We start from the raw sequence: 16,814 nt of genomic DNA on the forward strand, positions 1-16,814 counted from the left end.
CCAGGTCGCCTTTTTTTCGTCCGGGCGACCCGCTGGAACTTCGCTCGGGTCGCGCGGCCTATGCTGGATCCCCTGCAGACCAAGAGCCAACGTGCGCCTACCCTGGACGGTCTTTCTCGCACCCACGCCGGCGGCGCTCCTCTTTGCCGGCAAGACCCTGTTCGCCGCCGGACTGGCGCTCTGGCTGGCCTTTCGTTTCAGCCTCGAGCAACCGGTCTGGGCCTGCATGACGGTGATGATCGTCTCCCAGCCGCTGTCCGGCATGGTGCTGGCCAAGGGATTGTTCCGCCTGCTCGGCACCCTCGCTGGCACCTGCATGGCGGTGGTACTCATGGGCTTCTTCGCCCAGACCCCCTGGCTGTTCCTGCTGGTCCTGGCGGGTTGGATGGCCCTCTGCACGGCCGCCTCGACCCTGCTGCGCAACCATGTCGCCTATGGCTTCGTCCTGGCCGGCTATACGGTGGCGATCATCGGTCTGCCCGCCATCGCCCATCCGCTGACGGTGTTCGACCAGGCGGTGGCCCGCTGTACCGAGATCTGCCTGGGCATCGTCGTGGCCTCGGCGGTCAGCGCGCTGTTCTGGCCGCAGCGCGTGGAGCAGAATCTGGCCGCTCAGGCGCGGCGCACCTGGGAGCAGGGCGTGGCCGCCGCGCGGGCGGAGCTGGCGGAGGCCCAGGACGCCACCCAGGGCCTGCTGGCCATGCTCGGCCAGGTGGTGGCGGTGGACGCCCAGCGCGACCATGCCTGGTTCGAAGGCCAGCGTGGCCGGCAGCGTGCCCGGGCGCTGCGCCTGCTCTCGCGCGACCTGCTCAGCCTGCTGCGCACCGCTCGCGGCGCCATGCGCCAGTGGCGTGGCCTGGACGAGTCGCGAAGGGGCGCGCTGCAGCCCTGGCGCGACGAACTGCTGGTGACCCTGGCCGACCCCCAGGCTCCCGCTCTGGAGGCCCTCCTGCAGCGTCTGCGAGAGGCTGCCGGCACCGCCCCGGAGCTGGACAACGACCAGCGCTACCTGCTGGCCCGCTTCGCCATCCTGCTGGACAAGATTTTGCTCGCCGGTCGAGCCCTGGACAGCGTCCATACGGCGCAGCTCAGCGCCGTGGCGCCCTCGGCATTGGCCCGCCATCGCGATGTCCAGACGGCGCTGCTCTATGGCCTGCGCAGCGCCTGTGCGCTGCTGGCCGTGGGCGTCTTCTGGCTGGCCAGTGCCTGGCCCTCGGCGCCGGGTGCCATGCTCATGGCCGGCGTCATCTGCAGTCTGTTCGCCAATCGCGACAACGCCGCGACCATAGGTCTCGGGTTCCTGCGCGGCATCCTCTATGCCGCACCGGTCGCCATCCTCGTCAGCCAGGTGCTGTTGCCGCAGATCAGTGGCTATCCGCTGCTGTGCCTGGTACTGGGGGTTCCGCTGTTCTTTGCCGCCCTGGGGATGGCCGGTCCACCCAGCGTGGTGGGCACCGCGACGGCCTTCGCCATCCACCTGCTGGTGCTGGTTTCGCCCAACAATCACGGCCAGGTGGAAATGGGCGCCTTGCTCAACCAGTTGCAGAGTCTGCTGATCGGGGTGGGCGCAGCGGTGCTGATGTTCCGGCTGATCAGCCTGCGGACGCCGCGGCGTACCAGTCGCCGGATCCTGGAGGCCACCACCTACGACCTGCAGCGACTGACCAGGGTCCCTCTGGCCAATGCCGAGACCTGGTTCGGTGGACGCATGGCGGATCGCCTGTTGCTGCTGGCGCGGCATATCGATCAGCTGTCGGCGGGCGAGCGCGGGCGCTGGGAGCAGGGATTGCTGGCGCTGGACCTGGGCAACGAATTGCTGCACCTGCGCGCCTGCCTGGCCGATGCCCAGGGCGAGGTGGAGCGGGCGCGGGATGCCTTTCTCGCGCGCTTTGCCGAACAGCTGGAAGTGGGCTTCGGTGACCTCCAGCCGGGCGCGCTGGACGCCGCAGCGGAGCGTTTGCGCCAGGCGCTGGACCAGGCGCCGGACGATGAGCCGCATCGACTGGCGCGCGGTGCCATCGGCCAGCTCCAGCAGACCTGGCGCAGCTGTTGTCTAGAGGCGGTAGTGGAGGAGGGCGCGGATGAATCTGCATGAATGGGCCATCGGCGGGGTCTACCTGGGGCCGCTGTTCGTCTATGGCGTCCTGGCGCTATTGCTGACGGCCCTCTCGCTGTGGCTGTTGCAGCGCAGCGGCCTCGGCCGCCATCTCTGGCACGGCGCCCTGTTCGGCTGCGCGCTGTTCGTGCTCTGGCTGGCCGGCATCGTGGCCGTGCTGGCCACCTGAGCCCTATGACAAGAGGATCGCAAAGGCGATGCACAAGACCCTGCGTGTGGCGATAACCCTGATCGTGGTACTGCTCGCCATCCTGGCCGGCACCTGGCTGTGGCATTTCTATCTCTATACGCCCTGGACGCGCGATGCGCGGGTACGGGCCGATGTGGTGGTGGTCGCGCCCGACGTGTCCGGCTGGGTGACCCGTCTGGCGGTGGTGGACAACCAATTGGTCAAGCCGGGAGATCTGCTCCTGCAGATCGATCAGCAGCGTTATCAGGCCAATCTCGCCCATGCCAAGGCGGTGGCCGAGACGCGCCAGCAACAACTGCGTCTGCGCGAGAGCGAGGCGGCCCGGCGCCAGCGCCTGGGTACCAGCGCCATCAGCGCCGAGGACCGCGAGACCGCCCAGGTCAATGTCGCCGTCGCCCGCAGCCAGTACCAGGAAGCCCTGAGCGATGTGAACCTGGCCCAGATCAACCTGGATCGCAGCCGGGTGCTGGCGCCGCGGGAAGGGCGGATCACCAACCTCAGATTCGCCGAGGGCAACTATGTGCAGACCGGCCAGGCGGTGATGGCGCTGGTGGATACCAAGTCCTTCTACGTCATGGCCTATTTCGAGGAGACCAAGATCCCCTCTATCCACCCCGGTGATGCGGTACGGGTGCGCCTGATGAATCAGGCGGCGCCGCTGCAGGGCCGGGTGGCGAGCATCAGCAGCGGCATCACCGATCGCAATGCGGCGAACGATGCCCAGTTGCTGGCCAACGTCGAGCCGACCTTCAACTGGGTGCGCCTGGCGCAACGCATTCCGGTGCGCATCGAACTGCTGGACGTACCGGCGGATATCCACCTCAGCGCCGGCATGACGGCGAGCGTCTCGGTGCTCGATGGCGAGGGTCACCACCCGCTGCAGGGCTGGCGTCGGCTCTGGGATTACTGAGGTCGGAGAAGGTACGACTAAAGTCGTCTGGAAGCCTTACCGGGCGGGCCTAGAGTAGAGCTCGACGCTCCCGTCATGCTGTAAGGAACAACAATAATGAATGACAGCACCTACCGGCGGATTGAAGCCAGTCCGCGTTTCCAAGAACTGGTGACCAAGCGCGGGCGCTTTGCCTGGACGCTCTCCGCCATCATGCTCGGACTCTATTCCGCCTTCATTCTCCTGATCGCCTTCGCCCCCAGGGTCCTCGGCACCCGTATCCATGCGGAGACCGCCATGACCTGGGGCATTCCCCTAGGCGTCGGTCTGATCCTGTCGGCCTTCGTCCTGACCGGTATCTATGTACGCCGGGCCAATGGCGAATTCGATCGGCTCAACGCGGAAATCCTCCGGGAGGTGCAGCCATGAGACGTCTTTCCCTGGCCGCTGCACTGCTGGCCCTCTCGCCTTCGCTGTGGGCGGCCGACGCCATCAGCGGCGCGGTCCAGCGCCAACCCCTGAACGTCTCAGCCATCCTGATGTTCGTGGCCTTCGTCGGCGCCACCCTGGGTATCACCTACTGGGCATCCAAGCGCAACCGCTCGGCGGCGGACTACTACGCCGCTGGCGGGCGCATCACCGGTTTCCAGAATGGTCTGGCCATCGCCGGTGACTACATGTCGGCCGCCTCTTTCCTGGGCATTTCCGCCCTGGTGTTCACCTCCGGCTACGACGGCCTGATCTACTCCATCGGCTTCCTGGTGGGCTGGCCGATCATCCTGTTCCTGATCGCCGAGCGCCTGCGCAACCTGGGCAAGTACACCTTCGCCGACGTGGCGTCCTATCGCCTCAAGCAAAAGGACATCCGTACCCTGTCCGCCTGCGGTTCGCTGGTGGTGGTCGCCCTCTACCTGATCGCCCAGATGGTCGGTGCCGGCAAGCTGATCCAGCTGCTGTTCGGCCTGGACTACACCCTGGCCGTGGTGCTGGTGGGCATCCTCATGGTGCTCTACGTCCTCTTCGGCGGCATGCTGGCCACCACCTGGGTGCAGATCATCAAGGCGGTGCTGCTGCTGTCCGGCGCCAGCTTCATGGCCTTCATGGTGATGAAGCACGTCGGCTTCGACTTCAACCGACTGTTCGCCGAAGCCATCGCCGTGCATCCGAAAGGCGAGGCCATCATGAGCCCCGGCGGCCTGGTGAAGGATCCGATCTCGGCCTTCTCCCTGGGTCTGGCGCTGATGTTCGGCACCGCCGGCCTGCCGCACATCCTGATGCGCTTCTTCACCGTGAGCGACGCCAAGGAAGCCCGCAAGAGCGTGTTCTACGCCACCGGCTTCATCGGCTACTTCTACATCCTGACCTTCATCATCGGCTTTGGCGCCATCCTGCTGGTCAGCACCAACCCGGCCTTCAAGGACGCCGCCGGCGCCCTGCTGGGCGGCAACAACATGGCGGCGGTGCACCTGGCCAACGCCGTGGGCGGCAGCATCTTCCTGGGCTTCATCTCGGCGGTGGCCTTCGCCACCATCCTGGCGGTGGTGGCCGGTCTGACCCTGGCCGGTGCTTCGGCGGTCTCCCATGACCTCTACGCCAGCGTGATCAAGAAGGGCAAGGCCAACGAGAAGGACGAGATTCGCGTCTCCAAGATGACCACCGTGGCGCTGGGCGTAGTCGCCATTGCCCTGGGCATCCTCTTCGAGAAGCAGAACATCGCCTTCATGGTGGGCCTGGCCTTCTCCATCGCCGCCAGCTGCAACTTCCCCATCCTGCTGCTCTCGATGTACTGGAAGCGCTTGACCACGCGGGGCGCCATGATCGGTGGCTGGCTCGGCCTGATCACCGCGGTGGCCCTGATGGTGCTCGGCCCGACCATCTGGGTGACCATCCTCGGTCATGCCAAGCCGATCTACCCCTATGAATACCCGGCGCTGTTCTCCATCGCCGTGGCCTTCATCGGCATCTGGTTCTTCTCCATCACCGACAAGTCGGCGGCTGCCGAAGAAGAGCGCGCGCGCTTCTACCCGCAGTTCGTCAGATCCCAGACCGGCCTGGGGGCCAGCGGCGCCGTCTCGCACTGATAGATACCTGCACCAAGACCGAGCCCGGATCCCTGATCCGGGCTTTTTTTTGCCGGGAACACCGGTGGATCGAGGGATGGCAGAGGTCGCCTGACGACTTCGGAATTTTCCGCCGCTGGCGCGGGTCCATGGAACAGGCCCGTCGCTTCGTAGCAACCTGTTACGACGGCGGTCGACCCCTGGCCTTCATGGAGAATGGCAGATGACTCTCTCGACCATCCTGGTTCTGGTGCTGCTGGTCCTGCTCATCGGCGGACTTCCGGTGTTCCCCCATTCGCGCAGCTGGGGCTATGGCCCGTCCGGCATCGTGGGCACCATCCTGGTGGTCCTGCTGGTGCTGCTCTTGCTCGGCATGATCTAGGCCGTAGCCGCGGCCTGAAAATGCCCCACAAGGGTGCATTGGACAAAGGTCTTGCCCAATGCGGTGCAGCGCGGTAACGTCGGCTTTCCGGCCTGCCTTGCCGAGTGCTGTAAACAAAACCGGCGTCTGCGTGAGCAGACGCCGGTTTTGTTTTGCGCGTCAGTTGGCGACCGCGCCGTCCTGGCGGCTGCGCAGATAGAGATCCAGCACGACCTCGTCCAGGATGGAGGAGGCACCCCAGGGACGGCTGCTGTTGAGGATGGCGACCACCACCCAGTTGCGGGCATTGGCGTCCCGGACGAAGCCTGCCAGGGCGCGCACGTTGTTCAGGGTGCCGGTCTTCATGTGCGCCTGGCCGGTCAGCGGCGAATTCTTCATGCGTTTGCGCAGGGTGCCGTCCATGCCGGCCAGCGGCAGCGAGGAGATGAACTCCGGCCCATAGGGGCTCTGCCAGGCCGATCTGAGGATCTCCGCCATCTCCCGCGCGCTGACCCGCTCGGCGCGGGACAGGCCCGAGCCGTTCTCCATGATCAGGTGGCTGGCATTGATGCCCTTGCGCGCCAGCCACGAGCGGATGACCCGCAGCGCCGCCTTGCCGTCGTCGGCATCCGCCGAGGTGCGGAATTGCGCGCCGATGGACAGGAACAGCTGCTGGGCCATGGTGTTGTTGCTGTACTTGTTGATGTCGCGAATGATCTCCACCACATCGGGCGAGAAGGCCCGCGCCAGTACCTCGGCGTTGCGCGGCACGCTGCCCTCGCGGGTGCGGCCCTTGATGCTGCCGCCCAGCTCCTGCCAGATGGCCCGCACTGCGCCGGCGGTGTAGGCCGGGTGATCGAGCAGCGACAGATAGCTCTGGGCGTTGCAGCCGTCCGGCAACTGGCCGCTGACGATGAGGCTAGTGCTGCCATCGGCCTGGGGCACCGGATTGAAACGCACATCCGGCCAGGCGGGGCAGCCGCTCTTGCCAGTGGCGCGCATCTGGTTATCGATGTTGACGTTGGTCAGCGGTGGATCCATGGAGACGCTGACGCGGCCATCGGCCGAGCGCACCACCATGCGTACCGATTTCAGGTTCACCAGCAGCGAATCCGGCCCCACCAGGAAGGTCTTGTTCTCGTCTTCGCCGTCATCGTTGAAGGCCGGCAGATTGGGTTTCACGAAGCGGCCACGATCCAGCACCAGGTCGCCGGTGACCTCCAGCACGCCATTGGCGCGCAGGTCGCGCATGAGCAGCCAGAGGCGCTCCATGTTCAGCTTGGGATCGCCGCCACCCTTGAGATAGAGGTTGCCGTTGAGGATGCCGTCCTTGAGGGTGCCGTCGGTATAGAACTCGGTCCTCCACTGGTAGGTGGGGCCCAGCAGTTCCAGGGCGGCATAGGTGGTGATCAGCTTCATGGTCGACGCCGGATTCACCGAGACGTCGGCGTTGTAGTAGTCGTTTTCGCCCGGGCCGTCGAGGGGCAGCATCACCAGCGACAGATCGCTACCGGGAATCTTGTTGGTCTGCATCGCCTTTTCGATTCGCGGCGGCAGGTAGGAGGTATCGGCACTGACGGGCAGGGAAAAGCCCAGGGCGCAGCAGCTCAGCAGCAGGCCCAGAGATCGGAAAGTCTTTCGCATCGGGACACACACCTTGGCAGGGTACCGGCCTAGTTGAAGAGAAAAGGGGCCGATAGACGTCGGAGTGCGGGCATTATGCAGTAAGGAGGGCGGGACGAGCCAATCCCAAGGGGCAGCACGCAGACAAAGAAACGACCGCCTTGGCGGTCGTGTCTGGAAAGGGCGGGATCAGTTGTAGCCCGTGGCGTCCTTGGTGCGGTCCGGACTGTTGGGCGAAGGCGGATCGCGTCCGTCATCGGTCTTGGCGTGCTCGGTGCGCAGGGGCTTTTCGTCCTTGGGCAGTTCGCGTTCGTCGGCTTTGCGCTTTTCTTCGGCCATGGGATCCTCGTCTGCTTGATTGCCGGTCAAGGTGTGACCGGTGCAGGCGTTTCGCCGTTCCCCTGGGGCGAGGAGTGGTCGGTGAACACGCCGGCGGCCTGCAATTGCCGCAGGGCCTCGTTGACCTGCCGCGCGAAGGTGTCCTCGATGGCGGTGCCGGCCTGATGGCTGGCGGCCAGGGGCAGGAACCAGACCCCCATCCAGGTGCGCACCGAGCTGGCATTGCGCACGCGGGTGGGCGTGCTGCCCCCCGGCGCCAGCCACTCGGCGGTCAGTACATAGTCGTCCCTGGCGGTACCCGGGACGAGAAAGAAGGTGGCACCAGTGATCAGGCCGCTGGCAATGGCCGCGGCATAGGAGGTGCTGTTGTAGAGCTTGAGGCGCAGCAAGGCGTCGTCCGGCCTGCCGGGCTCCGGCACCAGGATGATACGGTCGAACAGCTGGGAGTGCTCCAGGACTTGGCGCAGCCTGGGCTTCAGGCCTTCGCGGGCCACGGCGATGGAGGTCGCCTCCTTGGCGTCTTCGACCTCGCCTCGATAGAAATTGAACTCCACCAGGACATTGGGGCGCTGCTGTCGCTCGCTTGCGGGAGCGCGGAACGGCTGGGAAGGGAGTTCGTCACCGGGAAAGGCGGCGCAACCGGCGAGCAGGAGCAGGAAGAGCAGGGCAGCGAAGGTTTTCACAAGACGCACCTCATCCCTAGGTCGCTATTGCGAACGTTGGTTGGCCGACGTCCGCGCAAAAAAAAGCCCAACCGGGGGTTGGGCTTTTTCGAGAAGGCGGGTGATTAGATCACCTGCACCTCATCGGCCTGCAGGCCTTTCTGGCCTTGCACGACCAGGAAGGAAACGGCCTGGCCTTCTTGCAGGCTCTTGAAGCCGTTACCCTGAATGGAACGGTAGTGAACGAACACGTCCGGGCCGCTCTGGGGGGTGATGAAGCCGAAGCCTTTCTCGTCGTTGAACCACTTGACGGTGCCAGTTTGGCGAGTAGACATGGATTTCTCCTTGAATAAGATGACGTTGTTGTCCGAAGGACGACAGTTTTGAAACGAGGAGAAACCCATGCCGCGAAAGCTGGCCCTGATGTACTCCAGGTTCTCGACAGGTGAGCCGCTTTGTAGAGACAGCCTCACCTGACAGCGATGGATGGTCTCAGACTGGCTTGCGCAAAACAAGACCTTTGAGCTGCTCGATGTTGACTTTAGCGACCATGGTCGAAGTGGTGGCTAGAGCGGGCAAATGGCTGTTGGCGCAGGGGAGGCGTATCGCAATCCTGGGCATGGGCCTGTCGACTGCCGAAAAGGATCCGTGCTGAATCGTTTCCCTGACGCAAGGTGTCGTTGGCCGAGTCGCTGGGCAGTGCATCGTGCCCGGCAATCAGTAGTGCGTGAGGGCTGATTATTCAGGTTTTCAGGAGCCTGTGAGGATCTGTCTCTTCCACCCTATCGTGTTGCCCACCAGCATTCTGCCAAGGCCATCGTTCGGGGTTCCAGGCGGCGCGATTCGGCCAGCTGAGGTTTATCCGGAGTCTTTTCGTGACCGGTATGGTACCCAAGAGCGGGTCCCGGCTAGGGGAAGGTTTTCAGCCGGTCGAAGCAAACGCTCAGCGGTCGCGGGCAAAGGCTTTTCGTTTTCGCTGTCGCCATAGGCCAGTGGTGTCGAAACGGTGACGGCCTGCTCAATGCGGGTAGTGGCTAGATGCTATTATTTCGTTCGATTCATTACCCCGAACCGCAAGGGTTCAAGGATTTACCGTGAAAAACGGTCTCGAATGCGCAGGACGCGCATTGGGCCACGGACTCGCCGGATACCGGGTCGAGCTTCGTCGCCTGAACCTCAATGAAATACTGGTAGCTGTCTACCATGCCCAGCAGTCGATCAAGCTGACCCAGCGAATAGTGACCAACGAGCAGGCTACCAATCCGTTCTTGCTGAATGCGGTGGTGGCAGCCATGCGGGTCGAGGCTGACACCGTTGGTCTCTTCATCGAGATTCCACTCGCCGATGATTGCCTGACCGCCTGAATCTGGCGGTCACTGGATGCGGGTTGAGTTGGTGGGAAGGCATCTATCGAGCAAGCGCCGATCACTTTCATGCAGGCAGCGCTGCCCGGACGTCAGCAGGCTCCATCCGCTGTGAACGGCAGGTAGGTCTCCAGCAGGGTATGGCGCCAAACCGTGCCGGGATAGCGTCGCATCGGGTCGAGGTTCGCTACCCGGGCGACACCCGGCGGCCATCAAGGCTTCGCACGATGCTGAGCGATCCTTTCAAGGGGCCAGGGTAGCGAGCAAGCAGTGGCTTTGCTGATCGCGGTAAAATGCACCGCTTTCTACAGGAGTCTCCACTCATGGCCTTGTTGGGTCGCTTCAACAGCTTGCAGATTTTGCGCAATACCCCCATCGGCCTGTTCCTGGATGCCGGCAACGACGGCGAGGTGCTGCTGCCGCGTCGCTATGCGCCGAGGGACGAACCCTGCGCCGAAGGCGACTGGCTCAACGTCTTCCTCTATCTGGACAGCGAAGACCGCCTGATCGCCACCACCGAGAAGCCGAAGGTACAGGTCGGCGGATTCGCCAGCCTGCGGGTGGTAGAGGTGGGTCGGGTAGGGATCTTCCTCGACTGGGGGCTGCCCAAGGACCTGCTGTTGCCGCACTCCGAAGAGAAGCGGCCGCTGCAGGTGGGCGATCACTGCGTGGTGCACGTGCATCTGGACACCCGCACCCGGCGGATCGTCGCCACCGCGCGGCTGGATCGCTATCTGGATCGCGAGCAGGCGCGCTACAAGGTCGGCCAACCGGTACCGCTGCTGGTCGTCGAGCAGACCGACCTCGGCTATAAGGTGATCGTCGACAACAAGCACTGGGGGCTGGTGCATCGCAACGAGGCCTTCAAGCCGCTGCGCCTGGGCCAGCGCGAGCGCGGCTTCATTCGCGAGATACGGGCGGACGGCAAGATCAGCCTGACCCTGCAGCCCCAGGGGGCCGCCGCCGGTACCGATCTCGCCGAGCAGATCATCAGCTTGGCCAAGGCGCGGGGAGGGGTGCTGGAACTCAGCGACAGCAGTCCGCCGGCCCTGATCCATCAGCTGTTCGGCGTCAGCAAGGGCAACTTCAAGAAGGCCATCGGCCATCTCTATCGCCAGGGCCGGATCGTTATCGAGGACGACCGGATTTCTGTACGCGAGGACGCCGCGGACTAGCGCCGCGACGCGGCGTCAGATCGCTGTCGTGGCTGGGTTGCACCAGGGATTCGGGATCGAAGGCGCGGGCTCGCTCGTCCGGCCCGGCTTCGCGTTCCAGATCGCCGACCAGGCGGGTGATGCGGTCGGCCAGCTTTTCCGAACTCAGGCTCTCGCGCAGTCGCTCGACCATGAGTGGCAGGGCGAAGGGCGAGGGATGGTCCAGGGTGACCAGGCGCAGGGGTAGGGCGCCGGTCCGGGTCAGGGTCTGCTGCAAGCGGTCGGCATCGAGTTCCTGACGCAGGACCTCGGTCTGGGCCTGGCCGAGCAGCAGGTTGTCGGGATCGTATTGGCGAAACACCTGATAGAAGAGGCTGCTGCTGGCCTGCAACTGGCGATTGCTCTTGTGCGCCCCTGGGTAGCCGGAAAAGATCAGCCCGGAGATGCGGGCGATCTCGCGAAAGCGGCGCTGGGCGAGTTCGGCGGCGTTGAGGCTGGCCAGGGTATCGCTGACCAGGTTGTCGGTGGTGAAGAGACTGGCATCGAGCAGCTCCTGCCAGTCCAGGCTGACCGGCGAGACCAGTTCCAGGCCGTAGTCATTGACGGCGATGGAAAAGGTGCAGGGGCGCCGCTGCGCCAGGCGCCAGGCCAGCAGGCTGGCCAGCCCCAGGTGGGCATGGCGCCCGGCGAAGGGATAGAGGAACAGGTGCGAGCCTTCGCGGGATTCCAGGGTCTCGGCGAGCAGGTAATGGGCGCTGGGCAGGGCCGACCACTGCCGCTGTACATCCAGCAGCGGTTGCAGCAGGCGCATTTCCGGGCTCTCGTAGCGCTGCGCCTCGGCGTCTTCCAACAGCGCCAGGACGTGCTTGGCGAGGGTGTCCGAAAGCGGCATGCGACTGCCGCTCCAGCGCGGGATGGCGGCCTTGCGCCCGCTGGCACGGCGCACGTACACCGTCATGTTTTCCACCCGTACCAGTTCCAGGGTACGACCGGCGAAGAGAAAGTGGTCGCCGGGCCGCAGCCGGGCGATGAAGCCTTCCTCGATGTTGCCCAGGCGATTGCCGCCGCCGCCCTTGGACCAGAACTGCACATTGAGGCTGGTCTCGCTGACGATGGTGCCGATGCCCAGCCGATGCCGCTTGGCCAGTTGCTTGTCGGGGACGCGCCAGATGCCCTCGGCGTCCGGTTCGGCGCGGCGGTAATCCGGGTAGGCCGACAGGGAAGCGCCCCCGTTGCGAACGAAGGCCAGTGCCCAGATCCATTCGCCGTCGCTGAGGTGGCGATAGGCCCAGGCACTGCGGATCTCCGGCAGCAGATCGTCCGGCTCGAAGCCGCCGCCCAGGGCCACAGTCACCAGGTGCTGCACCAGGACATCCAGGGGCTTGGCGGGTGCGGTGCGCGCCTCGATCTCGCCCGCCGTGATGGCACGGCGGGTGGCCGCCGCATCCAGCAGGTCGAGGCTGTAGGTGGGAACCAGGGTCGCCCGCGAGGCGCGGCCCGGGGCGTGACCACTGCGGCCGGCGCGTTGCAGCAGGCGGGCGATGCTCTTGGGCGAGCCGATCTGCAGCACCCGCTCCACCGGCAGGAAATCCACCCCGAGGTCGAGGCTGGAGGTACAGATCACCGCCTTGAGCTGGCCATTCTTGAGACCGGCCTCCACCCATTCGCGGGCCTGCTTCTCGATGGAGCCATGGTGCAGGGCGATCAGACCGGCCCAGTCCGGGCGCGCCTGCAACAGGGCCTGGTACCAGAGTTCGGTCTGGGCGCGGGTGTTGGTGAAGACCAGGGTGGTGGGGCTGTCTTCCAGTTCGCGGATCACCTGCTGCAGCAGCCGCATGCCCAGGTGCCCGGCCCAGGCGAAGCGTTCGACGCCGCCTTCGGGCAGCAGGGTGTCCACCTGCAGGCGCTTGTCCTGACGACCCTGGACGAGCTGGCCCGGAGCACCGGCCAGCAGCACATCCAGCGCATGGGCCTGATTGCCGAGGGTGGCCGACAGGCCCCAGGTCTGCAGCCCGGGATTCCAGCGCCGCAGGCGGGCCAGGGCGAGCTGCGTCTGGGTGCCGCGCTTGTTGCCGAGCAATTCGTGCCATTCGTCGATGACCACCAGGCGGACCTGGCCCAGGGCTTCCTGGGCGTCCTCGCGGGAGAGTAACAGCGACAGGCTCTCCGGCGTGGTGACCAGGGCCGTCGGCAGGCGGCGATTCTGCCGGGCGCGCTCGCTGCTGCCGGTATCGCCGGTGCGCAGGCCCAGGGTCCACTCCAGTTCTTCGTCGAGCACCGGCCGCTCCAGGGCGCGCAGGGTATCCGCCGCCAGGGCGCGCATGGGCGTCAGCCAGAGCACCGTGAGCGGCGGTGGTGCCTGCTTGCGTTTGCTGGGCAGGCCCTTGGCGGTGATCGGCTTGGGCGCGACGAAGGCATCCAGGGCGGCCAGCCAGACGGCGTAGGTCTTGCCCGAGCCGGTGGTGGCGTGCAGCAGGCCGGATTCGCCGGCGGCGATGGCCTTGGCCACCTCGCGCTGGAAGGGAAAGGCCTTCCAGCCCTGGGCGGCCAGCCAGCGACTGCCTGGGCCCTTGCGCGTGCGGGGTGCGGTGGCCATCGTGGCGCTCCTTAGACCGGGTTCGAACGCCCGGTCATCTCGGCCGCCATGGCGGTGGCGTAGCTGTCGGTCATGCCGGCGATGAAATCGATCACCCGCATGAAGGCCTGGTGCAGGGTCCAGGAAGGGTCGGGCGCGCTGTTGCCCAGCAGGTCGAGGATGCGGCGACTCTTAAACGAGGGCTCGCGTCCGCGGTGCTGTTCCAGGGCGGCGCCGCAAAAGGCATTGAGCAGGATTTCCAGGGTGGTGTAGGCGCCGATCTCGTGCAGGGTCTTGCGCTTGTCGTGGAAGATCTTCTCCCGGGCCAGGGCCTTGGCGCGCTGCACGCAGAGCTTGGCCGGACCGGCCATGTGCTCGACCAGGTCATCGCCCAGGGTGCCGGCGAGCAGGGCGTCCTGCTGGTCGACGAAGGCACGGGCGGTGGCGTTGGTCAGGTGCTCGATGGCCTTGCCACGCAGGATGGCCAGCTTGCGCCGCCGCGAATCCTTGGGGCCGAGTTGCCGATAGGTTTCCGGTAGCTCGTCGCCGACCAGGCCCAGCAGCAGCGCCTCGACCTCGGCATAGTCCAGCAGCTCCATCTCCAGGCCGTCTTCCAGATCGATCAGCCCATAGCAGATGTCGTCGGCGGCCTCCATCAGGTAGACCAGCGGATGCCGTGCCCAGCGTTCCGGACCCAGCAGCGGCAGTTCGAGTTTCTCGGCGATCTGCTCCAGCAGCGGCAGCTCGCTCTGGTAGCAGCCGAACTTGTGCTTCTTGTAGCCAGGCGCCGCGGCATAGCGTGACGTCCAAGGGTACTTGAGATAGGTACCGAGGGTCGCGTAGGTCAGGCGGGTGCCGCCGTCGAACTGGTGGTATTCGAGCTGGGTCAGCACCCGGAAGCCCTGGGCGTTGCCCTCGAAGTGCAGGAAGTCCTGGCGCTCCGCCTCGCTCATGTCGTCCAGCCAGCCGCGGCCGGCGGCCTGGGTGAACCAGTAGCGGATGGCGTCTTCGCCGGAATGGCCGAAGGGCGGATTGCCGATGTCATGGGCCAGGCAGGCGGATTGCACCACCATGCCGAGGTCGCTCGGATCGCACCACTCGGGCAGGGCGCCTCTCAGACTCTCGCCCACGCGCATGCCCAGGGAGCGGCCGACGCAGCTCACCTCCAGGCTGTGGGTCAGGCGGGTATGAATGTGATCGTTGCTGGTGACGGGATGCACCTGGGTCTTGCGTCCCAACCGGCGGAAGGCGCCGGAAAAGATGATGCGATCGTGGTCCTTGTGAAAGGGGCTGCGCCCCAGTTCATCCGGGCTGTGCAGGGGTTTGCCCAGCCGTTCGCGGATAAGAAGTGTCTGCCAGTCCAAGGCCGTCCTCGAGCTATCACCGATAGGGGGAGCGCCGACGATTGCCGTTCGGCGCTTCTGCGTTCTGACCTCGGCAACATACGATCATCACCGCTTACTTGGCAAAGCCCGGCAATTGACTGGCATCCAGGTCGATCAGCAGCAGGCGCTGGCCGCTTTCCAGGAACTGGCTGGCGGTCAGGCAGTACTGGTTGGTGGTGGCATCGCGATAGACCGTCGAAAGCGCCAGGCGGCGCTCGTTCCAGCCTTCGGCCAGCAGGGCATAGAAGTAGGGGCGCCAGGACCAGTTGTGATTGAGGTAGCGGCGATTCTCGCGCCAGAACATGCCGTTCCACTCCAGATTCGGGGTGATCTGGGTGCCGGTGCGGTCGCACTGGTAGATGCGCAGCAGCCCGGGAAACGCCTGGGGATCGGGCAGGGCGCTCAGGGGACCGCCGTGTTCCGCCCAGGGTCTGAGCTGGGTGACGAATTCGGCTAACTGCTGGCGCAACTCCAGCAGCCGGGTCTGCTGGGCCAGCTTGCCGTCGACGAAGCGACTGCGCAGGCTGGCGAAGCGTTGCTGGTGACTGTCGCTTGCGCCCAATTCGGCGGTGGCCTCGGCGAAGAGGAAGCCCTGGACGTAGCGGGCGCCGCACTCCAGGGCGAAGTCGAGTTCGGTCTCGGTCTCGACGCCCTCGGCGATCAGCCAGCAACCGGTCTTTTCGGCCATCTGTGCCAGCGCCTTGACCGCCTCGCCCCGGGTGCCACCCCGCGCGGCGGCCTGGAACAGGCACATGTCCAGCTTGAGGATATCCGGCTGCAGATCCAGCACCCGATCCAGTTGCGAATAGCCGGAACCGAAATCGTCGATGGCGATGCGGATGCCGCGTTCGCGATAGCGGGCGACGGTTTGGGTCAGGCTCGGCAGATCGCCGCCTGCTTCGGTGATCTCGTAGACGATGCGCGTCGGCGCGATGCCGGAGCGCTGCAGCTGCGCCAGACTGGGTAACTCGACGCCATCGTCCAGCTGGCTGATCCAGCGCGGCGAGAGGTTGAGGCTGAGAAACCAGTCATCCGGGGCGCTGGCGAAGCGCTGCAGAGCGTCTTCCCGCAGGGTGCGGTCCAGCTGCAGCAGATCCGGGGTCGGGGTATGGGGATCGGCAAACAACGGACCGACAGAGGTGTAGGTGCCGTCGGCCTGCCGCAGTCGGCCAAGTGCCTCGACGCCGGCAATGCGTCCAGTCGCCGTATCGATGAAGGGTTGGAAGAAGGCAGTGGGTTGACCTGGTAGCACGGTGATTCCTTATCGTCTGACCGCAGTGGAATGCGTGGCGGGATAGCCAGCATGCGATAAGGATGCCACCCGTGAAAACGGCTCCCTGGGGAGCCGTTCGTTCTAACGAGGCGGTGGCAGTGGCTGGTCCGCCTGTTCGCGGTGCCGATTCTGCAGGCGATTGACGATGGGATAGAGCGCCAGACCGATACGGGCCAGGCGACCCACGGCGCCGAGGCGCTTGCCGAACAGCGACAGGAACACCGTGGCACCCAACATCAGAGGCTTCTTCGCTGAGCTGGTCACCTTGTCCCGGTTGGGTCTTACCAGATCGCCGATGAGGCTGATGGGATTGTGCAGGGGCTGAGCGTTGTAGATCAGCTGCTGGCGATACATCTCCATGCGCAGCCTGACCAGTTCCTTGCGCTTGGCCTGGCTGGTGGCGGAGCTGAGCGGCTGGTTCATGGCAGTAGGCGCTCCCGGTTGCGATTGAGTTCTTCCAGGGTGGCGTGGAAAGGGGCGGCGCCCTTGACCAGGCTCAGTGCCCGCAGGATGCAGATCACCAGCGCCACGGCATAGAAGGCGCACAGACCCAGGGTCGCGGTCATGCGGTAGGTATCCCAGAAGGCGATGATGATGGCCGCCGAAACACCCACCAGCACCAGCAGACCGAAGATCAGGCTCAGGCCGGTAAAGAGGAACAGCTGGAAGGTACGGACCTTCTCTTCCTGGACCTCGATGCCCAGCAATTCCAGGTGGCTCTGCAGCAGGCCTACCACCGCGCCGGCGAGACGCTTGACCGATGGCTTGGGCGCCTCGTCAGGCAGCTCCCGTGGAGGAGAGGAGGTGTCCATGGTGATCCCCC

General features: G+C 65.4%; 17 protein-coding genes. 8 read left to right on the plus strand and 9 right to left on the minus strand.

What is annotated here, in order from left to right:
* Positions 1–91: 91 nt before the first annotated feature.
* From C722_RS0106375 to C722_RS25680, 6 genes are all read left to right on the plus strand, one after another.
* Positions 92–2,095, plus strand: coding sequence for an FUSC family protein (locus C722_RS0106375; protein ID WP_017639706.1), 2,004 nt, complete (start codon positions 92–94; stop codon positions 2,093–2,095).
* The gene (locus C722_RS0106380; protein WP_017639707.1) at positions 2,082–2,285 is read left to right on the plus strand and encodes a DUF1656 domain-containing protein; all 204 of its coding nucleotides are present in this window, start codon (positions 2,082–2,084) and stop codon (positions 2,283–2,285) included. Before C722_RS0106375 ends, C722_RS0106380 begins: the two co-directional genes overlap by 14 nt.
* A gap of 28 nt (positions 2,286–2,313) precedes the next feature.
* On the plus strand, positions 2,314–3,216 hold the full coding sequence (locus C722_RS0106385) for an HlyD family secretion protein (RefSeq protein ID WP_017639708.1): 903 nt from the start codon (positions 2,314–2,316) through the stop codon (positions 3,214–3,216).
* A 96-nt stretch (positions 3,217–3,312) separates the two neighbouring features.
* Positions 3,313–3,624, plus strand: coding sequence for a DUF485 domain-containing protein (locus C722_RS0106390; RefSeq protein WP_017639709.1), 312 nt, complete (start codon positions 3,313–3,315; stop codon positions 3,622–3,624).
* Entirely contained in the window at positions 3,621–5,276 is a 1,656-nt protein-coding gene (locus C722_RS0106395; protein WP_017639710.1) for a cation acetate symporter, read from the plus strand. The genes C722_RS0106390 and C722_RS0106395 overlap by 4 nt, the downstream gene beginning before the upstream one ends.
* Positions 5,277–5,478: 202 nt before the next feature.
* Positions 5,479–5,637, plus strand: a complete 159-nt coding sequence (locus C722_RS25680; protein WP_017639711.1) for a DUF3309 family protein — start codon at positions 5,479–5,481, stop codon at positions 5,635–5,637.
* A 159-nt stretch (positions 5,638–5,796) separates the two neighbouring features.
* Here the strand turns inward: C722_RS25680 and dacB are convergent, their stop codons facing one another.
* The 4 genes from dacB to C722_RS0106420 form a co-directional block, all read right to left on the minus strand.
* Complete coding sequence (gene dacB / locus C722_RS0106405) at positions 5,797–7,260, minus strand: D-alanyl-D-alanine carboxypeptidase/D-alanyl-D-alanine-endopeptidase (protein WP_017639712.1); 1,464 nt, start codon at positions 7,258–7,260, stop codon at positions 5,797–5,799.
* A gap of 168 nt (positions 7,261–7,428) precedes the next feature.
* Positions 7,429–7,578, minus strand: coding sequence for a hypothetical protein (locus C722_RS26410; RefSeq protein ID WP_017639713.1), 150 nt, complete (start codon positions 7,576–7,578; stop codon positions 7,429–7,431).
* A gap of 26 nt (positions 7,579–7,604) precedes the next feature.
* Positions 7,605–8,261: a hypothetical protein gene (locus C722_RS0106415; protein WP_017639714.1), complete on the minus strand. Its 657-nt coding sequence runs from the start codon at positions 8,259–8,261 to the stop codon at positions 7,605–7,607.
* 104 nt (positions 8,262–8,365) lie between these two features.
* Positions 8,366–8,575 carry a cold-shock protein gene (locus C722_RS0106420; protein WP_007159089.1) on the minus strand — a complete coding sequence of 70 codons (210 nt, stop codon included), beginning with the start codon at positions 8,573–8,575 and terminating at the stop codon, positions 8,366–8,368.
* A gap of 759 nt (positions 8,576–9,334) precedes the next feature.
* Here C722_RS0106420 and C722_RS0106425 point away from each other — a divergent pair.
* Both C722_RS0106425 and C722_RS0106430 read left to right on the plus strand, forming a co-directional pair.
* A complete protein-coding gene (locus tag C722_RS0106425; RefSeq protein ID WP_231356421.1) occupies positions 9,335–9,604 on the plus strand; it encodes a hypothetical protein in 270 nt (89 codons plus the stop codon).
* A gap of 323 nt (positions 9,605–9,927) precedes the next feature.
* Positions 9,928–10,779, plus strand: a complete 852-nt coding sequence (locus tag C722_RS0106430) for a S1 RNA-binding domain-containing protein (RefSeq protein WP_017639716.1) — start codon at positions 9,928–9,930, stop codon at positions 10,777–10,779.
* Here C722_RS0106430 and C722_RS0106435 read toward each other — a convergent pair.
* The 5 genes from C722_RS0106435 to C722_RS0106455 form a co-directional block, all read right to left on the minus strand.
* The gene (locus tag C722_RS0106435; RefSeq protein WP_017639717.1) at positions 10,733–13,354 is read right to left on the minus strand and encodes a ligase-associated DNA damage response DEXH box helicase; all 2,622 of its coding nucleotides are present in this window, start codon (positions 13,352–13,354) and stop codon (positions 10,733–10,735) included. The two genes, C722_RS0106430 and C722_RS0106435, sit on opposite strands and share 47 nt — an antisense overlap.
* 11 nt (positions 13,355–13,365) lie before the next feature.
* A complete protein-coding gene (locus C722_RS0106440; RefSeq protein WP_017639718.1) occupies positions 13,366–14,697 on the minus strand; it encodes a deoxyguanosinetriphosphate triphosphohydrolase in 1,332 nt (443 codons plus the stop codon).
* Between the two features lie 94 nt (positions 14,698–14,791).
* The gene (locus C722_RS0106445; protein WP_017639719.1) at positions 14,792–15,970 is read right to left on the minus strand and encodes an EAL domain-containing protein; all 1,179 of its coding nucleotides are present in this window, start codon (positions 15,968–15,970) and stop codon (positions 14,792–14,794) included.
* 102 nt (positions 15,971–16,072) lie between these two features.
* Complete coding sequence (locus C722_RS0106450) at positions 16,073–16,414, minus strand: hypothetical protein (RefSeq protein ID WP_017639720.1); 342 nt, start codon at positions 16,412–16,414, stop codon at positions 16,073–16,075.
* Complete coding sequence (locus C722_RS0106455) at positions 16,411–16,803, minus strand: phage holin family protein (protein WP_017639721.1); 393 nt, start codon at positions 16,801–16,803, stop codon at positions 16,411–16,413. The genes C722_RS0106450 and C722_RS0106455 overlap by 4 nt, the downstream gene beginning before the upstream one ends.
* Positions 16,804–16,814: the final 11 nt, after the last annotated feature.

The sequence above is a fragment of the Pseudomonas sp. 313 genome, from assembly GCF_000316965.1.
Taxonomy (GTDB): domain Bacteria; phylum Pseudomonadota; class Gammaproteobacteria; order Pseudomonadales; family Pseudomonadaceae; genus Chryseomonas; species Chryseomonas benzopyrenica.